Raw genomic sequence first — 23,040 nt, 5'->3', positions numbered from 1 at the left:
GAGCTTTTAATCTTCTTCCTTCTTTTTTTGCGGGAAAGAACGAAGAAAATCTTTATTAAAACTAGTTCCCGTTCCCACGTTATGAGCATTATTGATTTTACGTGAACCAGCATTTTCAATAATAGCTTTCCCATATTTATCACGTAACGTGGAAAGCGTTTTTAGTAAAGGCTCTTTTTTGGCATCCTTTTCAAATGAAAATAAGTCCAGCTGTTTGAAGGCAGAGTCTTGTTCGACTAAATCATAGCCTGTTATCCCTAGTAGCCGAACAGCGTCTCCATTCCAATGCTTCAGGAAAAGCTGTTTTGCAAATGAAGCAACCTCTTCTTTTTTATGAATGGGATTGGGAAGTTTTTTACTGCGGGTAATCGTCTTTCGATCCTTGAATCGAATGGTAATACCGATTGTCGCTGCAAATACATTCTTCCGCTTTAGCCTGACAGAAACAGTCTCAGCCAACGATTCCAAAACTCGAAATAACTCTTGTTGGTTGCTTGTATCTTTAGGCAATGTTGTTGAATTCCCAATACTTTTAAAGTCTGAAACCGATTCAGGATCTACTGCTCTACTATCAATTCCATTTGCCCTTTCTTTTATCCGGATTCCATTAATGCCTAAGAGTGACTTCAGCTGAATCTCATTGCCAGCCGCTAATTCTCCAATGGTATGAATGCCAATGGTTGTTAACTTTTCGGCAGTCTTTTTTCCGACACCATGCATTTCACTTGTATTTAACGGCCACAAAACAGAAGGAATATCACGCTTTCTGAGAATCGTTATCCCCATCGGTTTTTTCATATCAGAAGCAGTCTTTGCCAAAAATTTATTGGGCGCAATCCCGATACTGCAAGGCAAATCCAGCTGTTCGAGTACCCTCTTTTGAATACTTTTGGCAATTTCAATGGGGCTGCCAAGTTCAAAGGAATCTGTAATATCCATATATCCTTCATCTATCGATACAGGTTCCACCAGCTCAGTATAATTCCTGAGAATCTCAAACATGGCGATTGATGCTGTCCGATATCGTTCGAAATTTGGCTTTCTTATGATGAGCTCGGGACAAAGTTTCTTTGCTTCCCAAAGCGGCATCGTCGTCTTAACACCAAATTTTCTTGCTTCATAGCTGCAGGTGATAATGATTCCCCTTCGTTCCTCAACATTTCCTGCAATCGCAACCGGCTTTCCTTTAAGTTCAGGATCATAAGCCATCTCCACCGAGGCATAAAAGCTGTTCATATCCACATGTAGTATGACTCTTCCCTTTTTCGGATACATTTCTTTACCCATGACACTTCTCCTAAAAAAATTGTACTTATAGTATAACAAAAGGAGAACCCGTTGGCTCTCCTCTTCAACTTCACTTATTGATTTGAAACTTCTTCAATGATTGCAATCGTCATTTCCGCAAGTTTGTTAAGTTCTTCAATCGGCATACGTTCGTTTGTAGTATGAATATCTTCATAACCAACTGCCAGGTTAACAGTTGGAATATTAAAGCCGGCAATAACATTGGCATCACTTCCGCCGCCGCTATGCTGTAATTCACAGCTGCGGCCAATTTTCGCTGCCGCTTTACGGGCGATTTCAACTACTTGGTCACCTTCGCCAAATTTAAAGCCTGGATACATAACCTGAACATCCACTTCTGCTCTGCCGCCCATTTCTCTAGCTACAGTTTCAAAAGCGTCTTTCATTTTAGCTGCTTGTGCTTCCATTTTTTCAGTAATGAGCGAACGAGCTTCTGCTAAAATATCTACACGGTCGCAAACGATATTCGTTTGCGTACCGCCTTCGAAACGGCCGATATTTGCTGTGGTTTCGGAGTCAATTCTGCCTAATGGCATTCTTGCAATTGATTTTGCAGCAATTGTAATGGCCGAAACTCCTTTTTCTGGTGCAACCCCTGCATGAGCCGTTTTCCCATAAATAACTGCTTTAATTTTAGCTTGAGTAGGAGCCGCCACCACGATATTTCCTACTAACCCATCACTGTCTAATGCATAGCCATATTTCGCCTTCAATAAGGAGGGATCAAGCGCTTTTGCACCAACAAGTCCAGATTCTTCACCAACAGTAATGACAAATTGAATTTGTCCATGTGGAATATTTTGCTCCTTTAACACACGTATCGTTTCTAGCATGACAGATAATCCAGTTTTATCATCCGCACCTAAAATTGTTGTTCCATCCGTAACTACGCAGCCGTCTTTGATAGATGGCTTAACACCCCGTGCTGGAACTACTGTATCCATATGAGAAGTGAAATAAATAGGATCTACGCCGTCTTTAGTGGCAGCAAGGGTACAGATTAAGTTTCCTGCTCCATGACCCGTTACAGCCGTTGTATCGTCTTCAAACACATCAAGACCTAAATCTGTAAACTTTTGTTTTAGGACTTTCGCAATTTCAGTTTCGTATTTTGTTTCTGAATCAATTTGGACAAGCTCTAAAAATTCATTTAAAAGACGTTCGTGATTAATCATCTGATAAACCTCCGTTTTATGTACTCACTAATAGAGTATACTCTTTCAGAAACCTGTCATCAAATGATAGCTTTACAGCGGAATATTGCCGTGTTTCTTGAACGGTCTTGATTCTTTTTTGTTTCGCAGCATTTCTAATGCCTGGATAATTTTAATTCTCGTTTCCCGTGGATCAATGACATCATCAACCATCCCTCTGCTTGCTGCCACATAGGGATTGGCAAACTTTTCACGATATTCTTCAATTTTTTGCTGTCTAACTTGTTCAGGATTATCACTATTTTGGATTTCCTTCGCAAAGATAATATTAGCGGCGCCCTGCGGACCCATTACAGCAATCTCTGCATTTGGCCAGGCATAGACTAAATCAGCACCAATTGACTTACTATTAAGTGCTACATATGCACCGCCATAAGCCTTTCTTAATATAACAGTCAGCTTCGGAACAGTAGCTTCTGAATAAGCAAATAATATTTTCGCACCGTGGCGAATAATTCCCCCATGCTCCTGTTTAACCCCCGGAAAGAAACCTGTTACATCCTCAAATGTAATAATCGGGATATTAAAAGAATCACAGGTACGAATAAATCTTGCCGCTTTATCGGATGAATTAATATCAAGGCCGCCCGCCATCACTTTTGGCTGATTGCAAACAAGCCCTACTGTCTCCCCTTTCACTCTCGCGAAACCTACGACGATATTTTTCGCGAAGTTTTTCTGAATTTCCATAAAGGAGTCTGCATCACAAACTTGTTCAATAACCTTTCGTACATCATATGGACGAACAGCGTCAAATGGAATAACGTCTGTTAAGTCTGGGCGATAATCATTTTCCTCTTCAACTTCCAATCTAGGAGGTTTTTCTTCATTATTTTGCGGAAGATAGCTTAAAAGTTTACGAACCTCTTCTAAAACTTCTTGCTCAGAAGGAGATTCAAAATGAGCATTTCCGCTGATGCTATTATGAACATGTGCACCGCCAAGGTCCTCTGCAGAAATTTTCTCACCCGTTACGGTTTCAATTACTTTTGGACCTGTAATAAACATTTGACTGGTTTTTTCCACCATAAAGACAAAATCAGTAATAGCAGGTGAATAGACCGCTCCACCGGCACATGGCCCCATTATGACCGAAATTTGCGGAATCACCCCTGAATAAATCGCATTTCGATAAAAAATATGTCCGTAGCCATCCAGAGAGACAACACCTTCTTGAATTCTAGCACCACCCGAGTCATTTAAGCCGACAAACGGTGTACCATTTTTAGCAGCTAAATCCATAACATTTGCTATTTTCTTGGCATGCATTTCCCCAAGTGCACCGCCAAATACGGTAAAATCTTGTGAGAATAAGTAAATTGGCCGTCCATTTACTTTTCCATAACCGGTAACAACACCGTCCCCAGGTCCCTTTTGTTCATCCAGCCCAAAATCATTGGTTCTGTGCTCAATAAATGGACTTAGTTCTACGAACGACCCTTTATCTACTAAAAGTTCAATTCGTTCTCTAGCGGTTAATTTTCCCTTTTCATGCTGTTTTTCAATTCTGTCGTCACCGCCGCCAAGCTCTACTTCTCTTCGCTTGTCATACAATTCATTTATTTTTTCATAGATGTCTATCATTTTCTCTCATCCCTTCTTTTCGCATAGCTCGACTAAAACACCTGATGTTGACTTTGGATGCATGAAAGCGATATGTGCTCCTCCTGCGCCAATTCTTGGCTCTTTATCAATCATTACAATTCCTTTTTCATGCATTTCCTTTATTCTTTCTTCAATTGAATGAACACCAAGTGCGACATGGTGTATTCCCTCACCGCGTTTTTCAATAAATTTAGCGATGGTGCTTTCTTCTGAAGTTGGCTCAAGAAGCTCGAGTTTGGTTTCTCCCGCTTTAAGAAACGCGACCCTAACCTTTTGGCTCTCTACTACCTCAATACCTAGTAATGGCAGATTAAGCACTTCCGTGTAAAAAGGAAGTGAATCATCAAGTGTTCGAACAGCAATTCCGATGTGGTCTACTTTATTAATCATTTATACCCCTCTATTTTTCAAAATTATAATAGTTTCGACAATTACTTTATTCGATAAAAAATTCATAATTCCTTCCCAAATTGAGATGTTGTTCCATTGTTCAAATGGGCTTTTCCCTGTAAAATATAAAATAATGCTATTTAATATAAAGGGGGAACCCACTTTGTCAAAGAAAACAAGAAAAGTAGTTGTCTATTTAATGTTAATCGCTATGTTAGCGTCAACTCTCTTAATCGGGATTGCTCAATTTATTTAATCTTTAAAACAAAACATAGACAAGGGACTGTACTTAAGGAACAGTCCCTTTTACTATTTATTTATGGCTCCATTTTCAACCGCAAGCTGCTCAAATGTCTTATTTGTTGATGTGACTAGGATTTTCGTACCTAATGGAATTAATGGATACAGCGAGGTAATGACTTCATTTTGTGTACGGATGCAGCCTTGTGAAACATACCTGCCAATGGATGCCGGCTGATTGGTCCCGTGAATTCCGTAAATACGTCCATCACTTTCCTCGGCATCAAAGCCAATCCACCGGGACCCGAGAGGATTGGCAGGGTCTCCACCTGGGATATCCTTCCTGCGATAATATGGGTCTTCGGCTTTTATGGTTATCGTAAATAGTCCTTCTGGTGTTAAATCTTTTGTTTTTCCAGTTCCTACACTCACAACAGTTTGTACCCTATTATCATCTATAAAAGCTAATTCATTTGTTGTTTTATTGACAATAACAAATGGGTCACCAGGGAGTGGATTGGGACCAAGCGGCCAAATGGGGGAAATAAAAAAAGCAAACAGGATTGGCGACAGCATCTTTATCAAATAATCCACCTGCCATTTTTTCCTTAGTTTGCTTCAGTTTTACTAGGTTTATTCCATTTTGAAGTTTTTAAGGCACTCTTAATGATTAAGTACTCATTCATTTCTTTCACTAATTGAAGCAGTGCAGCACGTACTTCAAATTCTTCTCTTGTTTTCGGGAGCTCCATTTCTTCAAATTCCTTTTTCATATCCCTTAATTTTCCTAGATAAATATGAGCTGTATTTCCCGGTTTGATATTGTTAGACACCTCTTCCAGAAAATCAGCAATCATTTTTCCTTGGGGCAGGGTCACAGTCAAAGATGTAACAAGCGGTAAAACTCGTTCTAGAATTTCGAATTGCTTTTCTCTCATTTTAAAATAATGCAAATAATCATCCTCATCCCTTAAAAAGCGGTTTTCCACATCTCTAAAGGCGTAAGATTTTGCCTCCTCTAGTAATTTTGCTGTTTCTGTAATTTCTTGTCCGGGCCAATCACTTTCACCTGTTCTTAGGAATTTGACCATCTCACAAAAAATTACTTTTAAATTCTCTTCTAATTGCGTTTGATATTGTTGTAAACGAATATCTGCACTTGGCATGTAAAGATTTATAATCAGTGCCACACCAATGCCGATAATGATTACACCCAGCTCGTTAAGAAAAAGATCAATGGATAGCTTGTTCGCCATATAAATATGTAAAATGATAACACTGCTTGTTACAATTCCATCGTTTGCTCTAAACACAACTACTGTTGGAATAAAGAATAATAGCATGATTCCAATCACGATTGGATGGTACCCGATAAATTCAAAAAAGATACTGGAAAATACCATTGCTAGGACGCATGCGAGAAATCGGTCCCATGAGGCCCGTAACGATTTTCTTTTGGTAACTTTGATGCATAAAATGGTTAAAATACCTGCCGAGGCAAAGTTATCTAAACCTAACTGCTGAGCAAGTAAGATGGAGATGGCAGTACCAAGAGAGGTCTTAATCGTTCGATATCCAATACGATACTTCATAGCATTTCTCCTCAAAATAAAAAAGATGATCATATAGACCATCTTTAGCTTATCCTTATTAGAGCATTTTTTGCAAGAAATCTTGTGCGCGCTTGCTCTTTGGGTTTGTAAAGAATTCCTGGGGTTTTGCATCTTCGACTAGAACTCCCCCATCTAGGAATAGTACCCGGTCTGCTACTTCACGGGCAAATCCCATTTCGTGGGTCACAATAGCCATCGTCATCCCAGTGTGTGCAAGTGATTTCATGACTTCAAGTACTTCTTTTACCATTTCTGGGTCAAGCGCTGAGGTTGGTTCATCAAAAAGCATAACCTCCGGCTCCATCGCCAGTGCTCTTGCAATTGCAACACGCTGCTTTTGCCCCCCGGATAATTTTGTCGGATATTCGTTTGCCTTTTCCCTTAAACCTACTCTGTCTAACAAATCAAAGGCAATTTTTTCCGCATCAGCCTTTGTTAACCCTTTTACCTTAATAGGAGCATAGGTAAGATTCTGTAATACGGTTTTATGCGGGAATAAATGAAAATGTTGAAAAACCATACCAACATTTTGCCGCACCTTCATGATGTTGGTCTTCTTATCCGTAACATCCTGCCCGCTGACAATTATTCTTCCGCTTGTTGGAATTTCAAGAAGGTTCATACAGCGAAGAAAGGTTGATTTTCCTGAACCAGATGGTCCAATAATGGCAACCACTTCTCCTTTTTCAATTGTAGTTGTGATGCCCTTTAATACTTCGAGCTTTCCATAATTTTTATGCAAATCACTAACCTTAATCACTGCGTCTCATTCTCCTTTCAACCGCTTTACCAAGGAATGTTAAGGTCACAACCATTAAGTAATAGATAAGTCCCGCTATTAATAGTGGTTCGAAAAATGAATAATTTTCTGCCCCAACTTGATAAGAACGTCGCATAATATCCATAACACCAATGGTTGTGACAATCGCAGATTCCTTTGTTAATGTAATAAATTCGTTCATTAATGCAGGCAGGATATTTTTTAGAGCCTGCGGCAAAATGATATCCCACATCATTTTGGAATACGGAACACCCAGAGCCATTGCCGCTTCCTGCTGTCCTTTATCAATGGCCAGAATACCTGCTCTAATGATCTCAGATATGTAAGCCCCAGAATTAAGAGCAAAGGAAAGAATCGCAGCAGTATATGGTTCAATTTGATACCCAATTAATTGCGGGGAACCATAATAAATCAACATCAGCTGTAATACTAGCGGAGTACCTCGGAAAATAGAGGTATAAGCATCAGCAAACCAGCCAAGAAATTTATATTTGCTAATTTTAAATAATGAAAGGATAATCCCTAAAATAAAGCCTAATATCCCTGCCAGAATGACGATTTTAAGGGTAACAAATATACCCTCTAAAATATATGGCATTGAAGGAATAAATTGTCCGAAATCTAAGTTCATTCATCTGCCGTCCTCTCTTTGTAATAAAATTAGTAAGACGCTCAGAAGACTTTCTGAACGTCTTGGTTGTAATTTAGTTTTCCCCACCAAACCACTTAACAATCAATTCTTGCAGTTCGCCATTGTCTTTCATTTTTTGAAGCTCTTGGTTAAACTTCTCTGTTAATTCACTATCCTTTGGAAAAGCAATTGCACTTCCTGCTTCTTCTGGGTCATCGCTGATAGTGAAGCTAGTTAAATCCGCTTCTTTTTCAAGGTATCCTTTAGCCACTGTGTCTTCAATAATGATCGCCTCAAAGCGGCCTGCTTTCAATTCTTGAATAAGCTCTGGGATACGGTTACGATTTTCAACTGTAATCGCTACAGTTTCATTAATTTCATCTGCTTTACCCTCTTGAATAGAACCTAACTGAACACCAACTGTTTTACCTTCTAAATCTTCTACCGCTGCAATTCCACTTTCTTTTTTAGAGATAACCATGTGCTGTGCTGTATAGTAGATATCACTGAAATCTACGTTTTTCTTTCTTTTATCTGTTGGAGTCATACCTGCTAGTACAAAATCAGCTTGTCCAGATTTAAGTGACTGAATTAAACCGCCAAAATCCATGTCTTTCACTTCAACTTCATAGCCAAGTTTGCCAGCGATAGCGATCGCTAAATCAACATCAAAACCAATAATTTCATCACTTTTATCTGATTCAATATATTCAAATGGTGCATAATCAGCTGAAGTTGCCATCGTAAGAGTCTTTTTATTACCCTCGTTAGCATCCTTTTCTTCACCACAGCCTGCTAGTACACCAACAGCTAAAATCATTATTAAGAATAAACTAATTACCTTTTTCATTTGTTTTCCTCCTATAGTTTTCAGAAAATTAAATTTAAATATGAATAGCAAATCTACTAACTTAACAGAGTTAAAGTTTAATATTTATGCAACGTAATGAATTTTAACACGACTTTAAATAATTATGCAAGTATATTTATAAAAATTTAAATTAACTTTTTTAAAATAAAAAAAAGAGCTAAATCCCGTTTAGAGATTAGCCCTTTTGACTATATTTTTAAATTTCTTCACAGTTTTCTTCGAATTCTTTTTGAAGTCTTGCTACTACTGTTGCTGGGTCGTAGCCTTCAATTTGGTGTCTTTCAACCATAGTAACAATTTTCCCATCTTTTAACAAAGCAAATGATGGCGAGGATGGCGGATAACCTGTAAAATAACTGCGTGCTTTCTCTGTTGCTTCTTTATCTTGTCCTGCAAAAACGGTAACGAGGTGATCTGGCCGTTTATCATAATGAAGGGCATGAGCCGCTGCTGGACGTGCAATGCCGCCTGCACAACCACATACAGAATTAATCATTACTAAGGTTGTACCTTTTTGCTCAAGCGCTTCTTCAACCTCTTCTGGTGTTCTTAGTTCTTTATAGCCAGCTGCTGCGATTTCTTGACGTGCTTGAGTCACAACATCATTCATGAAAAAATTGAAATCCATGCTCATACTTTTCACTCCTAATTTGTCGATATAACTATATGATAACAGTATAAATGTGTTTTTTCCAAATGAAAAAGACTATTTTTCTAAAAAGACAACTGTTAACTATCAACAGCTCTTCCTATTTTGATAAAAAAGCATCAAATAGAATTTCCACAGCAGACGCAGCCGTTTTTTCTCCTGCCATTACTTCATTTTCTAATTGTGGAAGCTTTTGCTTTACTTCAGGATGATGGAAAAAGCTGTAGTGAAGCTGGTCGCTTATCAAGGAATAAATCCAGTCTCGCTGCTGTCTTTTGCGCCTCTCTGCAAATACTCCGGATTTATTACCTTTTTCCTCAAATTCCCTAATAACTCCCCAAATCTCTTTAATGCCTTCACCCGTTAAAGAGGAGCAGGTATAAGCTTTGGACGCCCATCCCTTCGTAGCCGGCTGAAGAAAGTGCAGGATACGGCTATATTCTTTTCTTGTCTGCTCAGCTATGACCTTATTAGCTCCGTCTGCTTTATGAACAAGCACAGCATCTGCTAATTCCATTATCCCTTTCTTCATCCCTTGCAATTCATCACCAGCACCTGTTAACACTAGGAGCATGAAAAAATCAACCATGTCGCGAATGATCACTTCGCTTTGCCCCACTCCTACGGTTTCAATTAAAATAACATCAAAACCTGCAGCCTCACAGATTACAATCGCTTCTCTTGTTTTTCGATGTACTCCACCCAGTTTCCCAGCGGTTGGTGAAGGCCGGATAAAAGCTCTTGGGTTCCGGGATAGGTTTTCCATCCTCGTTTTATCACCAAGTATACTTCCGCCGGAAAGACTAGAGCTAGGATCAATTGCTAGAACAGCGACCTTTAACCCAAGGTCACAAAGGTAAGTGCCAAATGTCTCAATAAAAGTACTCTTTCCTGCACCCGGTACACCCGTTATACCGATTCGAATTGATTTTCCACTGTGAGTGAGGAGCTTTTGCAACAGCTCCTGAGCTTTATGGAAATGCTGCTCAGCATTGCTTTCAACCAAAGTGATGGCACGGGCAAGCTTCCCTCTATTCCCTGCCAGTACACCATCAACCAACTCTTCCACAGAAGGTTCCTTTGTCAGACGTTTACGATAGACTAGGTTTTTCTCAATGATAGTAGACTGCCCCTCTGCCTCTTGACCCTTTTTAATGATGGTTGAGAATTTTTCTGGTTCTTTCGGGTCGCTCCATTCGGGTTTCATTTCCTCAGACATTTATTGTGACACTTCCTCATAACCAAGCTGTTTATAAATCTCCTTGATCACCTTTTGGGCTGCAACCGGGATGATAGTCCCTGGTCCGAAAATAGCACAGGCACCATTGTCGTATAAGAATTGATAATCTTGAGCAGGTATTACCCCGCCAATCACAATAAGAATATCTTCTCGGCCCAGCTTTCTTAACTCCTCCGCAAGTTGTGGCAATAATGTTTTGTGACCAGCAGCCAGTGAGCTCATACCAATGACATGAACATCATTTTCAACCGCCTGAATAGCAGTCTCTTCAGGAGTTTGAAATAGCGGACCGATATCAACATCAAATCCTAAGTCACTAAAGGCAGTTGCGATGATTTTTGCACCGCGGTCATGACCGTCCTGTCCCATTTTTGCAATGAGAATCCTCGGTCTTCTGCCTTCATTCTCAAGGAAGTCATCCGTCATTCGTTTTACTTCTGTAATTTCCTCTTCGTTTGAATATGCCTTGCTATATACTCCACTGATCGACCGAATGACCGCTTTATGTCTCTTTGCAACCTTCTCGATTGCGTCAGAAATTTCCCCTAAAGTAGCCCTCTCTCTTGCTGCTTGAACAGCAAGCTCCAACAGGTTGCTTTCTCCTGTTTCGGCCCCTTTAGTTAATGAGGCTAAAGCTTCTTTTACTCTTCTTTCATCACGGACTGACTTTAAGTGTGTTAATTTCTCAATTTGCTTTAATCGAACAGCCGTATTATCGATATCCAATATATCAATGGCCTCTTCTTTTTCTAGTCGGAAGCGATTGACTCCGATAATAGTTTCTTTTCCTGAATCTATTTGTGCCTGCCTTCTCGCTGACGCTTCTTCGATTCTCATTTTTGGCAGACCTGTCTCGATGGCCTTAGCCATCCCGCCAAGCTTTTCAATTTCCTCAATATGTGTCCAAGCTCTGTTAACCAATTCTTCGGTAAGCCTTTCAACATAATAAGAACCTGCCCAAGGGTCGATAACTTTGGTGATACTTGTTTCTTCTTGTAAAAATAATTGCGTATTTCGGGCAATTCGAGCTGAGAAATCAGTTGGCAGAGCAATTGCTTCATCTAAAGCATTGGTATGGAGTGATTGGGTATGACCCATAGCCGCCGCATGTGCTTCGAGCAAGGTCCTCATGACATTATTAAAAGGATCTTGTTCTGTCAAACTCCAGCCGGAAGTTTGGGAATGTGTTCTTAAGGCCATGGATTTCTCGTTCTTCGGTTCGAAAGATTTCATCATTTTTGCCCAGATTAAACGAGCTGCACGCATTTTAGCAACTTCCATAAAATAATTCATGCCTACCGCCCAAAAAAAGGACAGCCTCGGTGCAAACTTATCAATGTCAATTCCAGTCTTTAGTCCTGTACGTACATACTCTAATCCATCTGCCAGGGTATAAGCTAATTCCAAGTCAGCAGGAGCACCAGCCTCCTGCATATGATAGCCAGAAATACTAATACTATTAAACTTAGGCATATATTTGGAAGTATACTCAAAGATATCTGCGATAATTTTCATCGACATTTCTGGCGGATAGATATACGTGTTCCGAACCATATACTCTTTTAATATATCATTTTGAATCGTACCGGACAGCTTGTCCTGTGTAACCCCCTGCTCCTCTGCTGTAACGATGAAAAAGGCAAGGATTGGCAAAACAGCTCCGTTCATTGTCATGGATACAGACATCTGATCCAGCGGAATTCCCTCAAAAAGAGTCTTCATATCTAATATAGAATCAATTGCAACTCCTGCTTTTCCGACATCACCAACGACACGGGGATGGTCAGAATCATAGCCGCGGTGTGTGGCTAAATCAAAAGCAACCGATAACCCTTTTTGACCCATCGCTAGATTTCGGCGGTAAAAGGCATTACTTTCCTCAGCAGTTGAAAAACCAGCATATTGTCTTACTGTCCATGGACGATTCACATACATTGTCGGGTATGGGCCGCGCGTATACGGAGGCAGACCAGGCAAATCATTTAAATGCTGCAAGCCTTCTGTGTCCTCGGATGTATAAAGCGGCTTTAGCTTAATTTGTTCATTGGTTTCAAAAAGCAAATCATCAATGGAAGAATTAATTTCTTGTTCAACTTGGTTCTGCCATTGTTCTTTTGTAATGAAGTCTTGTTCATCAAAAAGAGTTATGTTTTGGAAATCAGGCTTTTGTGACTTCATCCACTGTCACCTCCATTGCTGATAAAATTGAAGCAAGAGTTTCATAGCAGTTACTATTCAGATGGATAAACTGCTCGACACCCTCGTCTATCCATTGCTTTTGTACATCTTTTTCAGGTAATCCTGCTAAGTAAAATAGTGTATCAGGAAATTCTTTTTTCAAGGCTGAGAGAATGTTATGCCCTTCGGACTCGTATTGGTCATTGCTAGAGCAAATGCAAAAATACTTTGTATTTTGACTAAGAATAAATTGTTTTGCCTGTTCAAAGGATTGTTCTGGTGTACTCTCAACTGCTTGCAAACCTCCGGCAGCGAGAAATCCTTTCATAAAATCCAATCTAGGCTTGTACTGTTTCAACTCTCCTAAACAAATCATGCCAACCTTTGGTTTGTGCCCTGATTTCCCTTCAAGCTTCTCACTAATCTTACGCAGTTTTTCAAAAGGCTCTGATAATCTTGTTTTTGAAATCGCTTTTATTTCCCTATATGAAGGGTCCTGAACTAAATATCCAGAAGGGCTATGTTCATTAGAGAGAGGAGCAGACTCATCAAGACTAGCATATACATTCGTCCCGACAATGCTTTGTTTTCTAATATATACATCATGCTTCCGTTTTTCATTTACAGCTGATATTTCATCTTGTAACCATCCAGTTGTCAATACTTCCAGCATACCGCCTTTTGCCTCAATCTCCTGAAAAAACTTCCACGCTTTTTCTGCAAGCTCATTAGTCAAAGCTTCTACGTACCAGGAGCCGCCGGCAGGATCCACTACTTTCTGAAGATATGCTTCTTCCTTCAGAATGTTTTGCGTGTTTCTAGCAATTCGTTCTGATAGTGGAGTACTGACTGTTAGACTATCAAATGGAGTTATATGAAGATACTGGACTCCTCCAATTACTGCTGCAAATCCCTCATTTCCAGCGCGTAGAAGGTTAACATGACGGTCATACACTGTTTTAGTGTACAATGAAGTTTCTGCTGTAATATGCATGCCTCTGTCCTTATCGTCAGCTCCGTAAACTTTTGTGATCTTCCCCCAGAGAATGCGCGCTGCTCGAATCTTCGCTAACTCCATAAAGAAATTACCGCCAATCGAAAATTGAAAAATCATTTTGGAAAGAATTTCATCAAGCTTCATTCCGCCTTCAAGCAGCTTCTGAAGATAGAAAGTACCTGTTGCTGCTGCAATTCCCAGTTCTTGAACAGCATTAGCACCGCCTTGATGGTACGTTGAGGTATCTACTAATACAGTCCGTAATTTTGGCAGTTTTAGATTCGCCATCTTAGTTTCATCGATCCAACCCTTGAAAAAGTCCCCTGCTATAAATCCACTCTCAGCAAATAAAGCTAATGGGTCGCTCGCAATATATCCACTAACTTGATCAGCGCGTCCCTCATCCTCGCTAAAGTATCCTAGCAATGCTGGCCTGTGGCCTTTTCCATTCAATGCAAACGGAAATCTAGAAGGTAACTCACCAAGTACTTCATTTAAAGTATCTTTCGTTTCAATAAGAGCCTCTGAAATTTCAAATGAAATAGCAGTTTGTCCTTTGCTAGCGGCGTCATGGAGCTTTTCCTTTAATTCATCTAAAGTGCGATAAGAAATTCGCTGAGCTGCCTTCCACTCATTAGTTACATATCCTAACGGGTTAATGCCTCTGCGAAAATCTGCCCCTCCAGGAAAATCCGGTGTTTCCTGAACATCTTGCTCTGAATAGAGCGGTTTCAAAACGATATTTTCATAGGTAATACTTTTTAATGTATCAATGCTTCTCCCCTTCAAAGATTCTTCTGCTTTTGCTTTCCAATCCTCTTTCGTCTTTAACGGAAAAGATTGATTTCGAAACTGATCCAAATGTTGCCTCCCCCTTCCTTGAGTTCAGAAATTAAACTAATATTCAATAAATTCAACTTAGTCTTATTGTATGATAGATGGCCATATCAAGCAATAAAAATTACCGCCGCCATAACGGCGGCGGCAATTTTCTAATATATTGATGTTGTTGATTTTGAGGTATTTTCAAGTATTTCTTTTACACGTTGTAAGAATCGACCGCAAACCAATCCGTCTAATACCCTGTGGTCAAGTGACATGCATAGATTTACCATATCGCGGACAGCAATCATGCCGTTGTTCATAACAACTGGGCGCTTGACAATTGATTCTACTTGAAGAATCGCTGCCTGCGGATAATTGATAATTCCCGCTGATTGAACAGAGCCAAATGATCCTGTGTTGTTGACAGTAAAGGTACCGCCCTGCATATCTTCTGAGCGAAGTTTGTTGGTTCTCACTTTTACCGCTAGTTCAGAAATCTCACGGGCAATCCCTTTAATAGTTTTTTCGTCTGCCTGCTTTATAACAGGAACATATAAGGCATCATCGGTTGCAACGGCAATGGATATATTGATGTCTTTTTTCTGGATAATTTTATCACCAGCCCACATGGAGTTAATCTGTGGGAATTCCTTTAAAGCTTGTGCAACTGCTTTTACAAAAAAGGCAAAGAAAGTTAAATTAAAACCTTCTTTTTTCTTGAATTCATCCTTTAAAGAATTGCGATACTCGACAAGATTTGTTGCATCAACTTCAATCATTGTCCAAGCATGTGGCGCTTCATGCTTACTTCTAAGCATATTGGCAGCGATCGCTTTACGGATTCCTGTTACCGGTATTTCAATATCGCCTGCTGCAACAGGGATACTAGGAGCAGAAACAGATTGTTTTGGTGCCGCTTGAACACTTTCTTCGACTGATACTAGCTTTACTTCAGGTTGTTTCTCCGCTTCAACCTTGGAACCTGAAGCAGGGATATTCCCTGCTTCAATCAATTTTAACAGGTCTTTCCGTGTAATCCGGCCGCCTGCACCGGTGCCTGTCACCTGTGTTAAATCAATGCCATGTTCTTGAGAAATTTTTAATACAGCTGGTGAATAACGGGCTTTGTTTCCTTGTTCAGGCTCCTCTGAAACGTTAGCGGTCTCAGAAACTTCTGATTGTGCACTAACCTTTTCTTCCTCACCATTGCTGCCTTCTATTTCAATGGTACAAATGACTTCTCCAACTGAAAGTGTGTCGCCATCTTCTGCTACTAGTTCTTTAATTGTACCTGTAAAGGAAGAAGGAACCTCCGCATTTACCTTATCTGTCATGACTTCAGCTAATGGATCATATTTATTTACTTTGTCTCCGACAGAAACAAGCCACTTAGAGATTGTTCCTTCGGTTACGCTTTCCCCTAACTGAGGCATTTTAATTTGTTCAATAACCAAAATTCTACCTCCTATTGTCTAGCTGCGGCGACTAGCCCCTCGAGTCATAAGCCAATCCGTCATGAAGGTAAAAACCAACCTTCCTGCCGGCTCGGACTTATGCTTGTCGGGGCTGCCCAAGTCGCCTTCGCTTTTCTTATTGTCTAGCTGCGGCGACTAGCCCCTCGAGATCATAAGCCAATCCGTCATGAAGGTAAAAACCAACCTTCCTGCCGGCTCGGACTTATGCTTGTCGGGGCTGCCCAAGCCGCCTCCGCTTTTCTTAGTATTCCGCCAATTCGCGCATTGCTTTTTCGACTTTATCTGGATTGACCATAAAGAATTTCTCCATTGTTGGTGCATATGGCATCGCTGGGACATCAGGTCCTGCTAGACGCATAATTGGAGCATCTAAATCAAATAAACAATTTTCTGCAATGATAGCCGATACTTCACTAATAATGCTGCCTTCTTTATTATCTTCTGTTACGAGCAATACCTTACCCGTTTTAGAAGCAGCTTCGATAATGGCTTCTTTATCTAACGGGTAAACCGTTCTTAAATCCAAAATATGTGCAGAAATTCCATCCTTGGCTAGTTTTTCAGCAGCCTGCAGGGCAAAATGAACACAAAGACCGTAGGTTATTACCGTAATGTCATCACCTTCACGCTTTACATCAGCCTTACCAATTGGCAATGTGTAGTCATCAGTCGGTACTTCCCCTTTGATTAGACGGTATGCGCGCTTATGTTCAAAGAATAAAACTGGATCATTATCACGGATTGCTGCTTTTAAAAGGCCCTTTACATCATAGGGAGTCGAAGGCATAACAATTTTCAAACCAGGTGTATTTGCAAACACAGCCTCAACAGATTGGGAATGATAAAGTGCCCCGTGAACTCCGCCTCCATATGGTGCACGAATGACCATTGGGCAGCTCCAGTCGTTATTTGAGCGATAACGAATTTTTGCTGCTTCTGAAATAATTTGATTGACTGCAGGCATAATAAAATCAGCGAATTGCATTTCAGCAATCGGTCTCATCCCGTACATCGCTGCACCAATTCCTACACCGGCAATCGCAGATTCTGCAAGTGGTGTATCTATCACACGCTCTTCTCCAAATTGTTCATATAAACCTTGTGTGGCTTTAAAAACCCCGCCCTTTACACCAACATCTTCACCAAGGACAAAAACCTTCGGATCTCTTTCCATTTCTTCTCGAATGGCCATTGTGACCGCATCTATATAAGAAATTACTGCCATGTTACATCCCCCTTACTTATCCGCATAAACGTATTTCAGCGCGTGTTCAGGTGCTGCATACGGTGCATTTTCAGCATAATCAGTGGCTTCATTCACTTGTTTCATCACACGATCATTGATTTCTTTTTCAAGATCATCATTCATTACACCTGTTTCTTTTAAATAGGCGCCAAAAGTAATAATTGGATCTTTCGTTTTTGCCTTTGCCACTTCATCAGGAGCACGGTATGAGCGGTCATCATCATCTGAAGAGTGCGGAGTCAGCCGGTATGAAACAGTTTCAATTAAGGAAGGACCTTCACCACGGCGCCCGCGTTCTGCTGCTTCCTTCACCACTTTATACACCTCTAATGGGTCATTTCCATCAACCGTAAATCCAGGCATACCGTAACCGATTGCACGATCAGATACTTTTTCACAGCCTAATTGTTTCTCAATTGGAACTGAGATAGCATATTTATTGTTTTCACACATGAAAATAACTGGCAATTTATGAACACCCGCAAAGTTAGCACCTTCGTGGAAATCACCCTGGTTCGATGACCCTTCACCAAAGGTTACAAAGGTTACGAGATCCTTCCTTTCCATCTTCCCCGCAAGCGCAACGCCGACTGCATGTGGAACTTGCGTTGTAACAGGTGATGACCCGGTAACAATACGATTTCTCTTTTGACCAAAGTGGCCAGGCATTTGCCGGCCGCCTGAGTTTGGATCCTCTGCTTTGGCAAAACCAGATAACATTAATTCTTTTGGTGTCATACCAAAAGTTAAGACTACACCCATATCGCGATAATATGGCAGCACATAATCTTTTTCTTTATCAAGTGCGAAGGCCGCACCTACCTGCGCTGCTTCTTGTCCTTGACAAGAAATAACAAATGGTATTTTACCAGCACGATTCAATAGCCACATCCGTTCATCGATTCGGCGGGCCAGAAGCATAGTTTCATACATTTCCAAAACCTTCTCATCACTTAATCCTAATGCATGGTGACGATTTTCAGCCATTTATTTATACCTCCCAATTGTTCGTATGTTCCCAACTAAGAATGGATAGCTCTGCCGTCCACCGCAAGTGCAGCTTCACCTATTGCTTCTGATAGAGTTGGGTGTGGATGAATGGTATGAGCTATCTCCCATGGTGTCGCATCCAATACCATTGCCAAGCCTGCCTCTGTAATCATATCCGTCACATGCGGACCAATCATATGCACCCCAAGAATATCATTGGTCTCTTCATCAGCGACAATCTTGACAAAACCATCGGATTCTCCAAATACAAGAGCCTTCCCGATTGCGCGGAACGAGAATTTCCCCACTTTTACCTTATGACCTTTTTCTTTTGCCTGCTCCTCGGTAATCCCAACACTAGATACTTCAGGATTGCTATAGATACATCGAGAAACTAGATTGTAATTAAGCTCGGAAGGATCTTTACCTGCAATATGTTCTACTGCAATAATCCCTTCATGTGAGGCAACATGTGCAAGCTGCAGGCCGCCAATTACATCTCCAATGGCGTAAATATGAGATTCTTTAGTTTGGTAGAATTCGTTTGTTACAATAAAACCTTTTTCTACCTGGATTTCTGTATTTTCTAATCCGATACCTTCAATATTTGCTTGTCTTCCTACCGATACAAGGAGTTTATCGGCCTTAAATTCTTTCATACCAGCTTTTACTTCTGCAGAAATGGTAACACCATCACCTTTTACCAGGGTTTCAGGAAGAACCTTAGCTCCTGTTACAAGCTTAATACCCTTTTTCTTCATCAATCTCTGCATTTCTTTAGAAATCTCTTTATCCTCTGTCGGAATAATACGGTCCGCATACTCAATAACGGTAACATCGACACCAAAATCAGAGAGCATAGATGCCCACTCTATTCCAATTACCCCGCCGCCTACTATAATGATCGAAGCAGGCAGATTCTCCTGTTCTAATGCTTCATCTGAGGTAATGACAAATTCACCGTCAATTTCTAGTGCTGGAAGAGTTCTTGGTCTAGAACCGGTTGCAACCACAACGTTTTTCGGAATGAGCATTTCATTCTCATCGCCATTATTCATTTCAACTGAAATCGTTCCAGGCATTGGCGAGAAAATCGAAGGTCCCAAAATCCTGCCCAGTCCCTCATAAACATCAATTTTCCCTTGCTTCATGAGATGTTGTACGCCTTTGTGGAGTTGGTCAATTATTTTACTTTTTCTTTCCTGGACTTTTCCAAAGTTATAAGATACTTCACTTGTTATAACACCAAAATCTTCGCTGTGCTTAGCTGTCGCATAAACCTCCGCGCTTCTGAGAAGTGCCTTACTAGGAATGCAGCCTTTATGCAGACATGTTCCACCGAGTTTTCCTTTTTCAACTATTGCTGTTTTTAAGCCAAGCTGAGAGGCACGTATGGCAGCTACATAACCGCCGGTACCACCGCCAAGAATGACTAAATCGTATTCTTGTGACACTGTATAACACCCCAAATCTAGATTTTTGCTGTTTTAAATGTACCTGGATAATCTTTTACGTTTTCTTCGCCACGCAGAACTCTTAATGCACCTTCAGCTAATGCTTGAAGTTCATTCTCACCTGGATGGACTATCGTATCTGCAATCCAATTGATCCGATCGGTAATGGATTTCACAAATCCTTTTCCATATGCAAGACCGCCAGTTAACACAATGGCATCCACTTTTCCTCGTAATACAGCACTTGCCGCCCCTATTTCCTTTGCTACTTGATAGGCCATAGCTTCGTAAACGAGAGAGGCCTGTATATCACCCGCACTAATTCTCTTTTCAACTTCAACCGCATCATTTGTTCCAAGATAACCGACAAGGCCGCCCTGACCCACAAGTTTTTTCATTATTTCATCCCGATAATACTGCCCCGAATAGCATAGAGCTACTAAATCCCCTGCAGGCACAGTTCCTGCACGTTCAGGGCTAAAGGGACCATCCCCATGGAGGCCATTGTTTACATCAATGACTTTTCCTTTTTTATGTACTCCAACGGTAATTCCCCCGCCCATGTGTGTAACAATCAAGTTTAAATCTGTATAATTCTTCCCCAGCTCTTTTGCAACTCTCCGGGCAACCGCTTTTTGATTAAGCGCATGAAAGATACTTACTCTTTCAATTAAGGAGAAACCAGATATTCTTGCAATCGGCTCAAGTTCATCGACAACAACAGGATCAACAATATAGGAAGGAATATTTAACCCAGAAGCAATTTCATAAGCAATAATACCGCCAAGATTGGAAGCATGCTGGCCAGCAAAACCAGTTCGTAAATCTTCAAGCATGATATCATTTACACTATAGGTTCCACCTTCAATCGGCCGAAGCAGCCCTCCGCGCCCGCAAACAGCACTCAGTTTGGAAATATTAATTCCTGCAGTATCCAGTGTTTCCAAAATGGTATTTTTTCTAAATTCATATTGATCAATAATATTGGCAAATGAATTAATCATTTTCGAATCATGACGGATCGTTTTTTCTAAAATGGAAATTTCATTATCGAAGACACCAATCTTAGTTGAAGTGGAACCTGGGTTGATGACGAGCATTCGATATTTCTTATCAGGCAAAGTTTTAACCTCCATTTTCCTTCACATTTCTTACCTATTAAAGGGAAAAGACGCTGAATTTCTCATTCAGCGCTTTTACCTCACTATTTTTTAATCTAACGTCGACTTAAAATATGGTGACCATTTTGAAGAAATTGACTGCGTGAGTTACGCATTCTTTCAATTCTCTCCTCAGCCATGCGATCTGCAGCTAAATAAGTTGGAATACCATCACGCTTTGAAATTTCGATAACCTTTTCAATATTTGAATAGATTGTCTCTACCTTTTTCATTGCCCGATCACGGTTATATCCATAAAGTTCATCTGCTACATTGATAACTCCGCCAGCATTTATTACATAGTCAGGAGCATAAACAATTCCCATTTCATGGATTAAGTCGCCATGACGAGTATCCTTTAACTGATTATTCGCTGCCCCTGCAATTACTTTTGCTTTTAGCTGTGGAATTGTATCATCATTAATCGTTGCACCAAGCGCACATGGAGCATAGATATCACAATCAACTCCATAAATTTCATTTGGATCTACTGCACGAGCACCAAATTCCTCCACTGCGCGCTGTACAGCTTCTTTATTAATATCCGTCACAATCAGCTGTGCACCTTCTTCGTGAAGATGGCGGCAAAGATTATAAGCTACGTTCCCAACACCTTGCACGGCAATCACTTTGCCTTCTAAAGAATCAGAACCAAAAGCTGCCTTCGCTGCTGCTTTCATCCCGCGGTAAACACCATAAGCGGTAACAGGTGAAGGATTACCGGAAGAGCCGAATGCCGGTGAAATACCAGTAACATAGTCTGTTTCTTCGTGAATTAAATCCATATCCGCAACCGTTGTTCCTACATCTTCTGCCGTGATGTATCTTCCATTCAAACCTTGAATATAACGTCCAAACGCACGGAATAACTCTTCATTCTTATCTTTACGAGGATCTCCAATAATAACTGTTTTTCCTCCGCCAAGGTTTAACCCTGCAGCTGCATTTTTGTAGGTCATCCCTTTTGCTAATCTTAACGCATCTTCAATCGCTGCTTCTTCAGATTCATAAGTCCACATACGAGTTCCTCCTAATGCAGGGCCTAATGTGGTATCGTGTATCGCAATTATTGCTTTTAAACCTGATTGTTTATCCTGGCAAAATACAACTTGCTCGTAATCATATTGTTCTAAGTACTTGAAAATTTCCATGTTAACATCCTCCTCTAATTTGAAAGCTATATACCATTCTATTTGGTTACAGAGCAGATGGCGAGTGCAAGTGAATATAGCTTACTTTCCGCCGAATCAGCTCTAGAAGTTAGTACGATTGGAGCCTTTGCACCTGCAATAACAGCTCCTACTTTTGCTTTTGCAAAATATATTAATGACTTATATAAGACGTTTCCAACCTCAATCGTGGGAACTAAGAGAATATCAGCTCTTCCAGCTACTTCACTTTGGATCCCTTTATGTTCAGAAGCTATTGCAGAAACAGCATTATCTAATGCTAACGGGCCATCTACAATACATCCAGAGATTTGTCCTCGTTTATTCATCATACTTAACGCAGCAGCGTCAATAGTCGCCTGCATCGCCGGATTCACTACTTCAACAGCCGCTATAGGAGCAACCTTAGGGCATTCAATCCCAATTGCGCAAGCCAAAGCTGCAGCATTTTTTATCATTTGAGCTTTCTGCTCTAAATCTGGGGCAATATTCATGCCTGCATCCGTAACAATGGTAAATCGTTCGAAATCAGGAACCTCAAAAACAGCCACGTGTGATAGAACATTACCCGTTCTAAGACCGTACTCTTTATTTAAAACTGCCTTTAATAGAGAACTGGTAGGGATATTTCCTTTCATTAACACGGTTGCTTCCTTCGTTGATACAGCCTTAACCGCCAGCTCTGCAGCCAACTCTTTTGAGTCTGCATGAACAATTGTCAGCTTCTTGTTACTTTTTTGCTGGTCTTTGTTCTTAACTTTTAGAATCATATTAATTTTTTCTCTATCACCAAATAATATAAAATTGGCAAGATTCAGGTTTAACGCTTCGATAACTGCTTCAATGACTTCTTCATCTTCTGCCGCTGCAACAGCTACCGTGTTATCATCCAGCCGGGTTGCTTTGTCTATCAGTGAATCAAGCAACAAGTTGTCATCAACCCTTTCTCTTCAACTGCAACTCCATTATTGTAATATGCAAAATCCGTGCCAAGTTGAAATTAA

At 40.5% G+C, this 23,040-nt stretch carries 21 protein-coding genes; 1 reads left to right on the top strand and 20 read right to left on the bottom strand.

Annotation, left to right across the window (positions count from 1 at the left end; translation table 11 throughout):
- Nucleotides 1-6 precede the first annotated feature (6 nt).
- The 4 genes from SFC47_RS11020 to mce all read right to left on the bottom strand — a co-directional run bounded on the left by SFC47_RS11020 (nucleotide 7) and on the right by mce (nucleotide 4,517).
- The gene (locus SFC47_RS11020; protein ID WP_411254319.1) at nucleotides 7-1,287 is read right to left on the bottom strand and encodes a DNA polymerase IV; all 1,281 of its coding nucleotides are present in this window, start codon (nucleotides 1,285-1,287) and stop codon (nucleotides 7-9) included.
- Between the two features lie 74 nt (nucleotides 1,288-1,361).
- Nucleotides 1,362-2,483, bottom strand: a complete 1,122-nt coding sequence (locus SFC47_RS11015) for a tripeptidase T (protein ID WP_411254318.1) — start codon at nucleotides 2,481-2,483, stop codon at nucleotides 1,362-1,364.
- A gap of 72 nt (nucleotides 2,484-2,555) precedes the next feature.
- A complete protein-coding gene (locus SFC47_RS11010) occupies nucleotides 2,556-4,106 on the bottom strand; it encodes an acyl-CoA carboxylase subunit beta (protein WP_411254317.1) in 1,551 nt (516 codons plus the stop codon).
- 6 nt (nucleotides 4,107-4,112) lie between these two features.
- Nucleotides 4,113-4,517, bottom strand: a complete 405-nt coding sequence (mce, locus tag SFC47_RS11005; protein WP_411254316.1) for a methylmalonyl-CoA epimerase — start codon at nucleotides 4,515-4,517, stop codon at nucleotides 4,113-4,115.
- 163 nt (nucleotides 4,518-4,680) lie between these two features.
- Between mce and prli42 the strand changes: the two genes are divergently transcribed.
- Nucleotides 4,681-4,773 (top strand): stressosome-associated protein Prli42, encoded by a 93-nt coding sequence (gene prli42 / locus SFC47_RS11000; RefSeq protein ID WP_411254315.1) that lies wholly within the window; start codon nucleotides 4,681-4,683, stop codon nucleotides 4,771-4,773.
- Nucleotides 4,774-4,826: 53 nt separating this feature from the next.
- Here prli42 and SFC47_RS10995 read toward each other — a convergent pair whose 3' ends face one another.
- The 16 genes from SFC47_RS10995 to yqiS all read right to left on the bottom strand — a co-directional run bounded on the left by SFC47_RS10995 (nucleotide 4,827) and on the right by yqiS (nucleotide 22,965).
- Nucleotides 4,827-5,333 (bottom strand): L,D-transpeptidase, encoded by a 507-nt coding sequence (locus SFC47_RS10995; RefSeq protein WP_411254564.1) that lies wholly within the window; start codon nucleotides 5,331-5,333, stop codon nucleotides 4,827-4,829.
- A 32-nt stretch (nucleotides 5,334-5,365) separates the two neighbouring features.
- Nucleotides 5,366-6,349, bottom strand: coding sequence for an aromatic acid exporter family protein (locus SFC47_RS10990; protein WP_411254314.1), 984 nt, complete (start codon nucleotides 6,347-6,349; stop codon nucleotides 5,366-5,368).
- Between the two features lie 58 nt (nucleotides 6,350-6,407).
- On the bottom strand, nucleotides 6,408-7,130 hold the full coding sequence (locus SFC47_RS10985) for an amino acid ABC transporter ATP-binding protein (RefSeq protein ID WP_411254313.1): 723 nt from the start codon (nucleotides 7,128-7,130) through the stop codon (nucleotides 6,408-6,410).
- Complete coding sequence (locus SFC47_RS10980; protein ID WP_411254312.1) at nucleotides 7,123-7,782, bottom strand: amino acid ABC transporter permease; 660 nt, start codon at nucleotides 7,780-7,782, stop codon at nucleotides 7,123-7,125. The genes SFC47_RS10985 and SFC47_RS10980 overlap by 8 nt, the downstream gene beginning before the upstream one ends.
- Nucleotides 7,783-7,855: 73 nt before the next feature.
- A complete protein-coding gene (locus SFC47_RS10975) occupies nucleotides 7,856-8,632 on the bottom strand; it encodes a transporter substrate-binding domain-containing protein (RefSeq protein ID WP_411254311.1) in 777 nt (258 codons plus the stop codon).
- 217 nt (nucleotides 8,633-8,849) lie between these two features.
- Nucleotides 8,850-9,287, bottom strand: coding sequence for a BrxA/BrxB family bacilliredoxin (locus tag SFC47_RS10970; protein ID WP_411254310.1), 438 nt, complete (start codon nucleotides 9,285-9,287; stop codon nucleotides 8,850-8,852).
- Between the two features lie 115 nt (nucleotides 9,288-9,402).
- Nucleotides 9,403-10,521, bottom strand: a complete 1,119-nt coding sequence (gene meaB / locus SFC47_RS10965) for a methylmalonyl Co-A mutase-associated GTPase MeaB (RefSeq protein WP_411254309.1) — start codon at nucleotides 10,519-10,521, stop codon at nucleotides 9,403-9,405.
- The gene (scpA, locus tag SFC47_RS10960) at nucleotides 10,522-12,720 is read right to left on the bottom strand and encodes a methylmalonyl-CoA mutase (RefSeq protein ID WP_411254308.1); all 2,199 of its coding nucleotides are present in this window, start codon (nucleotides 12,718-12,720) and stop codon (nucleotides 10,522-10,524) included.
- Nucleotides 12,701-14,578 (bottom strand): methylmalonyl-CoA mutase subunit beta, encoded by a 1,878-nt coding sequence (locus SFC47_RS10955; protein ID WP_411254307.1) that lies wholly within the window; start codon nucleotides 14,576-14,578, stop codon nucleotides 12,701-12,703. Before SFC47_RS10955 ends, scpA begins: the two co-directional genes overlap by 20 nt.
- A 131-nt stretch (nucleotides 14,579-14,709) precedes the next feature.
- Nucleotides 14,710-15,996, bottom strand: a complete 1,287-nt coding sequence (locus SFC47_RS10950) for a dihydrolipoamide acetyltransferase family protein (protein WP_411254306.1) — start codon at nucleotides 15,994-15,996, stop codon at nucleotides 14,710-14,712.
- Nucleotides 15,997-16,258: 262 nt separating this feature from the next.
- The gene (locus SFC47_RS10945) at nucleotides 16,259-17,242 is read right to left on the bottom strand and encodes an alpha-ketoacid dehydrogenase subunit beta (protein ID WP_411254305.1); all 984 of its coding nucleotides are present in this window, start codon (nucleotides 17,240-17,242) and stop codon (nucleotides 16,259-16,261) included.
- A gap of 12 nt (nucleotides 17,243-17,254) precedes the next feature.
- A complete protein-coding gene (locus SFC47_RS10940; RefSeq protein WP_411254304.1) occupies nucleotides 17,255-18,250 on the bottom strand; it encodes a thiamine pyrophosphate-dependent dehydrogenase E1 component subunit alpha in 996 nt (331 codons plus the stop codon).
- A gap of 35 nt (nucleotides 18,251-18,285) precedes the next feature.
- On the bottom strand, nucleotides 18,286-19,707 hold the full coding sequence (gene lpdA / locus SFC47_RS10935; RefSeq protein ID WP_411254303.1) for a dihydrolipoyl dehydrogenase: 1,422 nt from the start codon (nucleotides 19,705-19,707) through the stop codon (nucleotides 18,286-18,288).
- A gap of 17 nt (nucleotides 19,708-19,724) precedes the next feature.
- A complete protein-coding gene (gene buk / locus SFC47_RS10930; protein WP_411254302.1) occupies nucleotides 19,725-20,828 on the bottom strand; it encodes a butyrate kinase in 1,104 nt (367 codons plus the stop codon).
- 95 nt (nucleotides 20,829-20,923) lie between these two features.
- Nucleotides 20,924-22,018: a branched-chain amino acid dehydrogenase gene (gene bcd / locus SFC47_RS10925; RefSeq protein ID WP_411254301.1), complete on the bottom strand. Its 1,095-nt coding sequence runs from the start codon at nucleotides 22,016-22,018 to the stop codon at nucleotides 20,924-20,926.
- A 38-nt stretch (nucleotides 22,019-22,056) separates the two neighbouring features.
- On the bottom strand, nucleotides 22,057-22,965 hold the full coding sequence (gene yqiS, locus SFC47_RS10920) for a phosphate butyryltransferase (RefSeq protein WP_411254300.1): 909 nt from the start codon (nucleotides 22,963-22,965) through the stop codon (nucleotides 22,057-22,059).
- Nucleotides 22,966-23,040: the final 75 nt, after the last annotated feature.

It is taken from the genome of Neobacillus niacini (genome assembly GCF_046591715.1).
In the GTDB taxonomy this organism is placed as follows: domain Bacteria; phylum Bacillota; class Bacilli; order Bacillales; family Cytobacillaceae; genus Neobacillus; species Neobacillus niacini_L.
The sequence above is the reverse complement of the archived record's forward strand: the minus strand, read 5'-3'. Positions and strand labels throughout refer to the sequence as shown.

Bases quoted from the DNA above. Each gene is read 5' to 3' on its own strand.
- SFC47_RS11020 (WP_411254319.1), bottom strand. From the start codon at position 1,287: ATGGGTAAAGAAATGTATCCGAAAAAGGGAAGAGTCATACTACATGTG.
- SFC47_RS11015 (WP_411254318.1), bottom strand. From the start codon at position 2,483: ATGATTAATCACGAACGTCTTTTAAATGAATTTTTAGAGCTTGTCCAA.
- SFC47_RS11010 (WP_411254317.1), bottom strand. From the start codon at position 4,106: ATGATAGACATCTATGAAAAAATAAATGAATTGTATGACAAGCGAAGA.
- mce (WP_411254316.1), bottom strand. From the start codon at position 4,517: ATGATTAATAAAGTAGACCACATCGGAATTGCTGTTCGAACACTTGAT.
- SFC47_RS10995 (WP_411254564.1), bottom strand. From the start codon at position 5,333: ATGCTGTCGCCAATCCTGTTTGCTTTTTTTATTTCCCCCATTTGGCCG.
- SFC47_RS10990 (WP_411254314.1), bottom strand. From the start codon at position 6,349: ATGAAGTATCGTATTGGATATCGAACGATTAAGACCTCTCTTGGTACT.
- SFC47_RS10980 (WP_411254312.1), bottom strand. From the start codon at position 7,782: ATGAACTTAGATTTCGGACAATTTATTCCTTCAATGCCATATATTTTA.
- SFC47_RS10975 (WP_411254311.1), bottom strand. From the start codon at position 8,632: ATGAAAAAGGTAATTAGTTTATTCTTAATAATGATTTTAGCTGTTGGT.
- SFC47_RS10970 (WP_411254310.1), bottom strand. From the start codon at position 9,287: ATGAGCATGGATTTCAATTTTTTCATGAATGATGTTGTGACTCAAGCA.
- meaB (WP_411254309.1), bottom strand. From the start codon at position 10,521: ATGTCTGAGGAAATGAAACCCGAATGGAGCGACCCGAAAGAACCAGAA.
- scpA (WP_411254308.1), bottom strand. From the start codon at position 12,720: ATGAAGTCACAAAAGCCTGATTTCCAAAACATAACTCTTTTTGATGAA.
- SFC47_RS10945 (WP_411254305.1), bottom strand. From the start codon at position 17,242: ATGGCAGTAATTTCTTATATAGATGCGGTCACAATGGCCATTCGAGAA.
- SFC47_RS10940 (WP_411254304.1), bottom strand. From the start codon at position 18,250: ATGGCTGAAAATCGTCACCATGCATTAGGATTAAGTGATGAGAAGGTT.
- bcd (WP_411254301.1), bottom strand. From the start codon at position 22,018: ATGGAAATTTTCAAGTACTTAGAACAATATGATTACGAGCAAGTTGTA.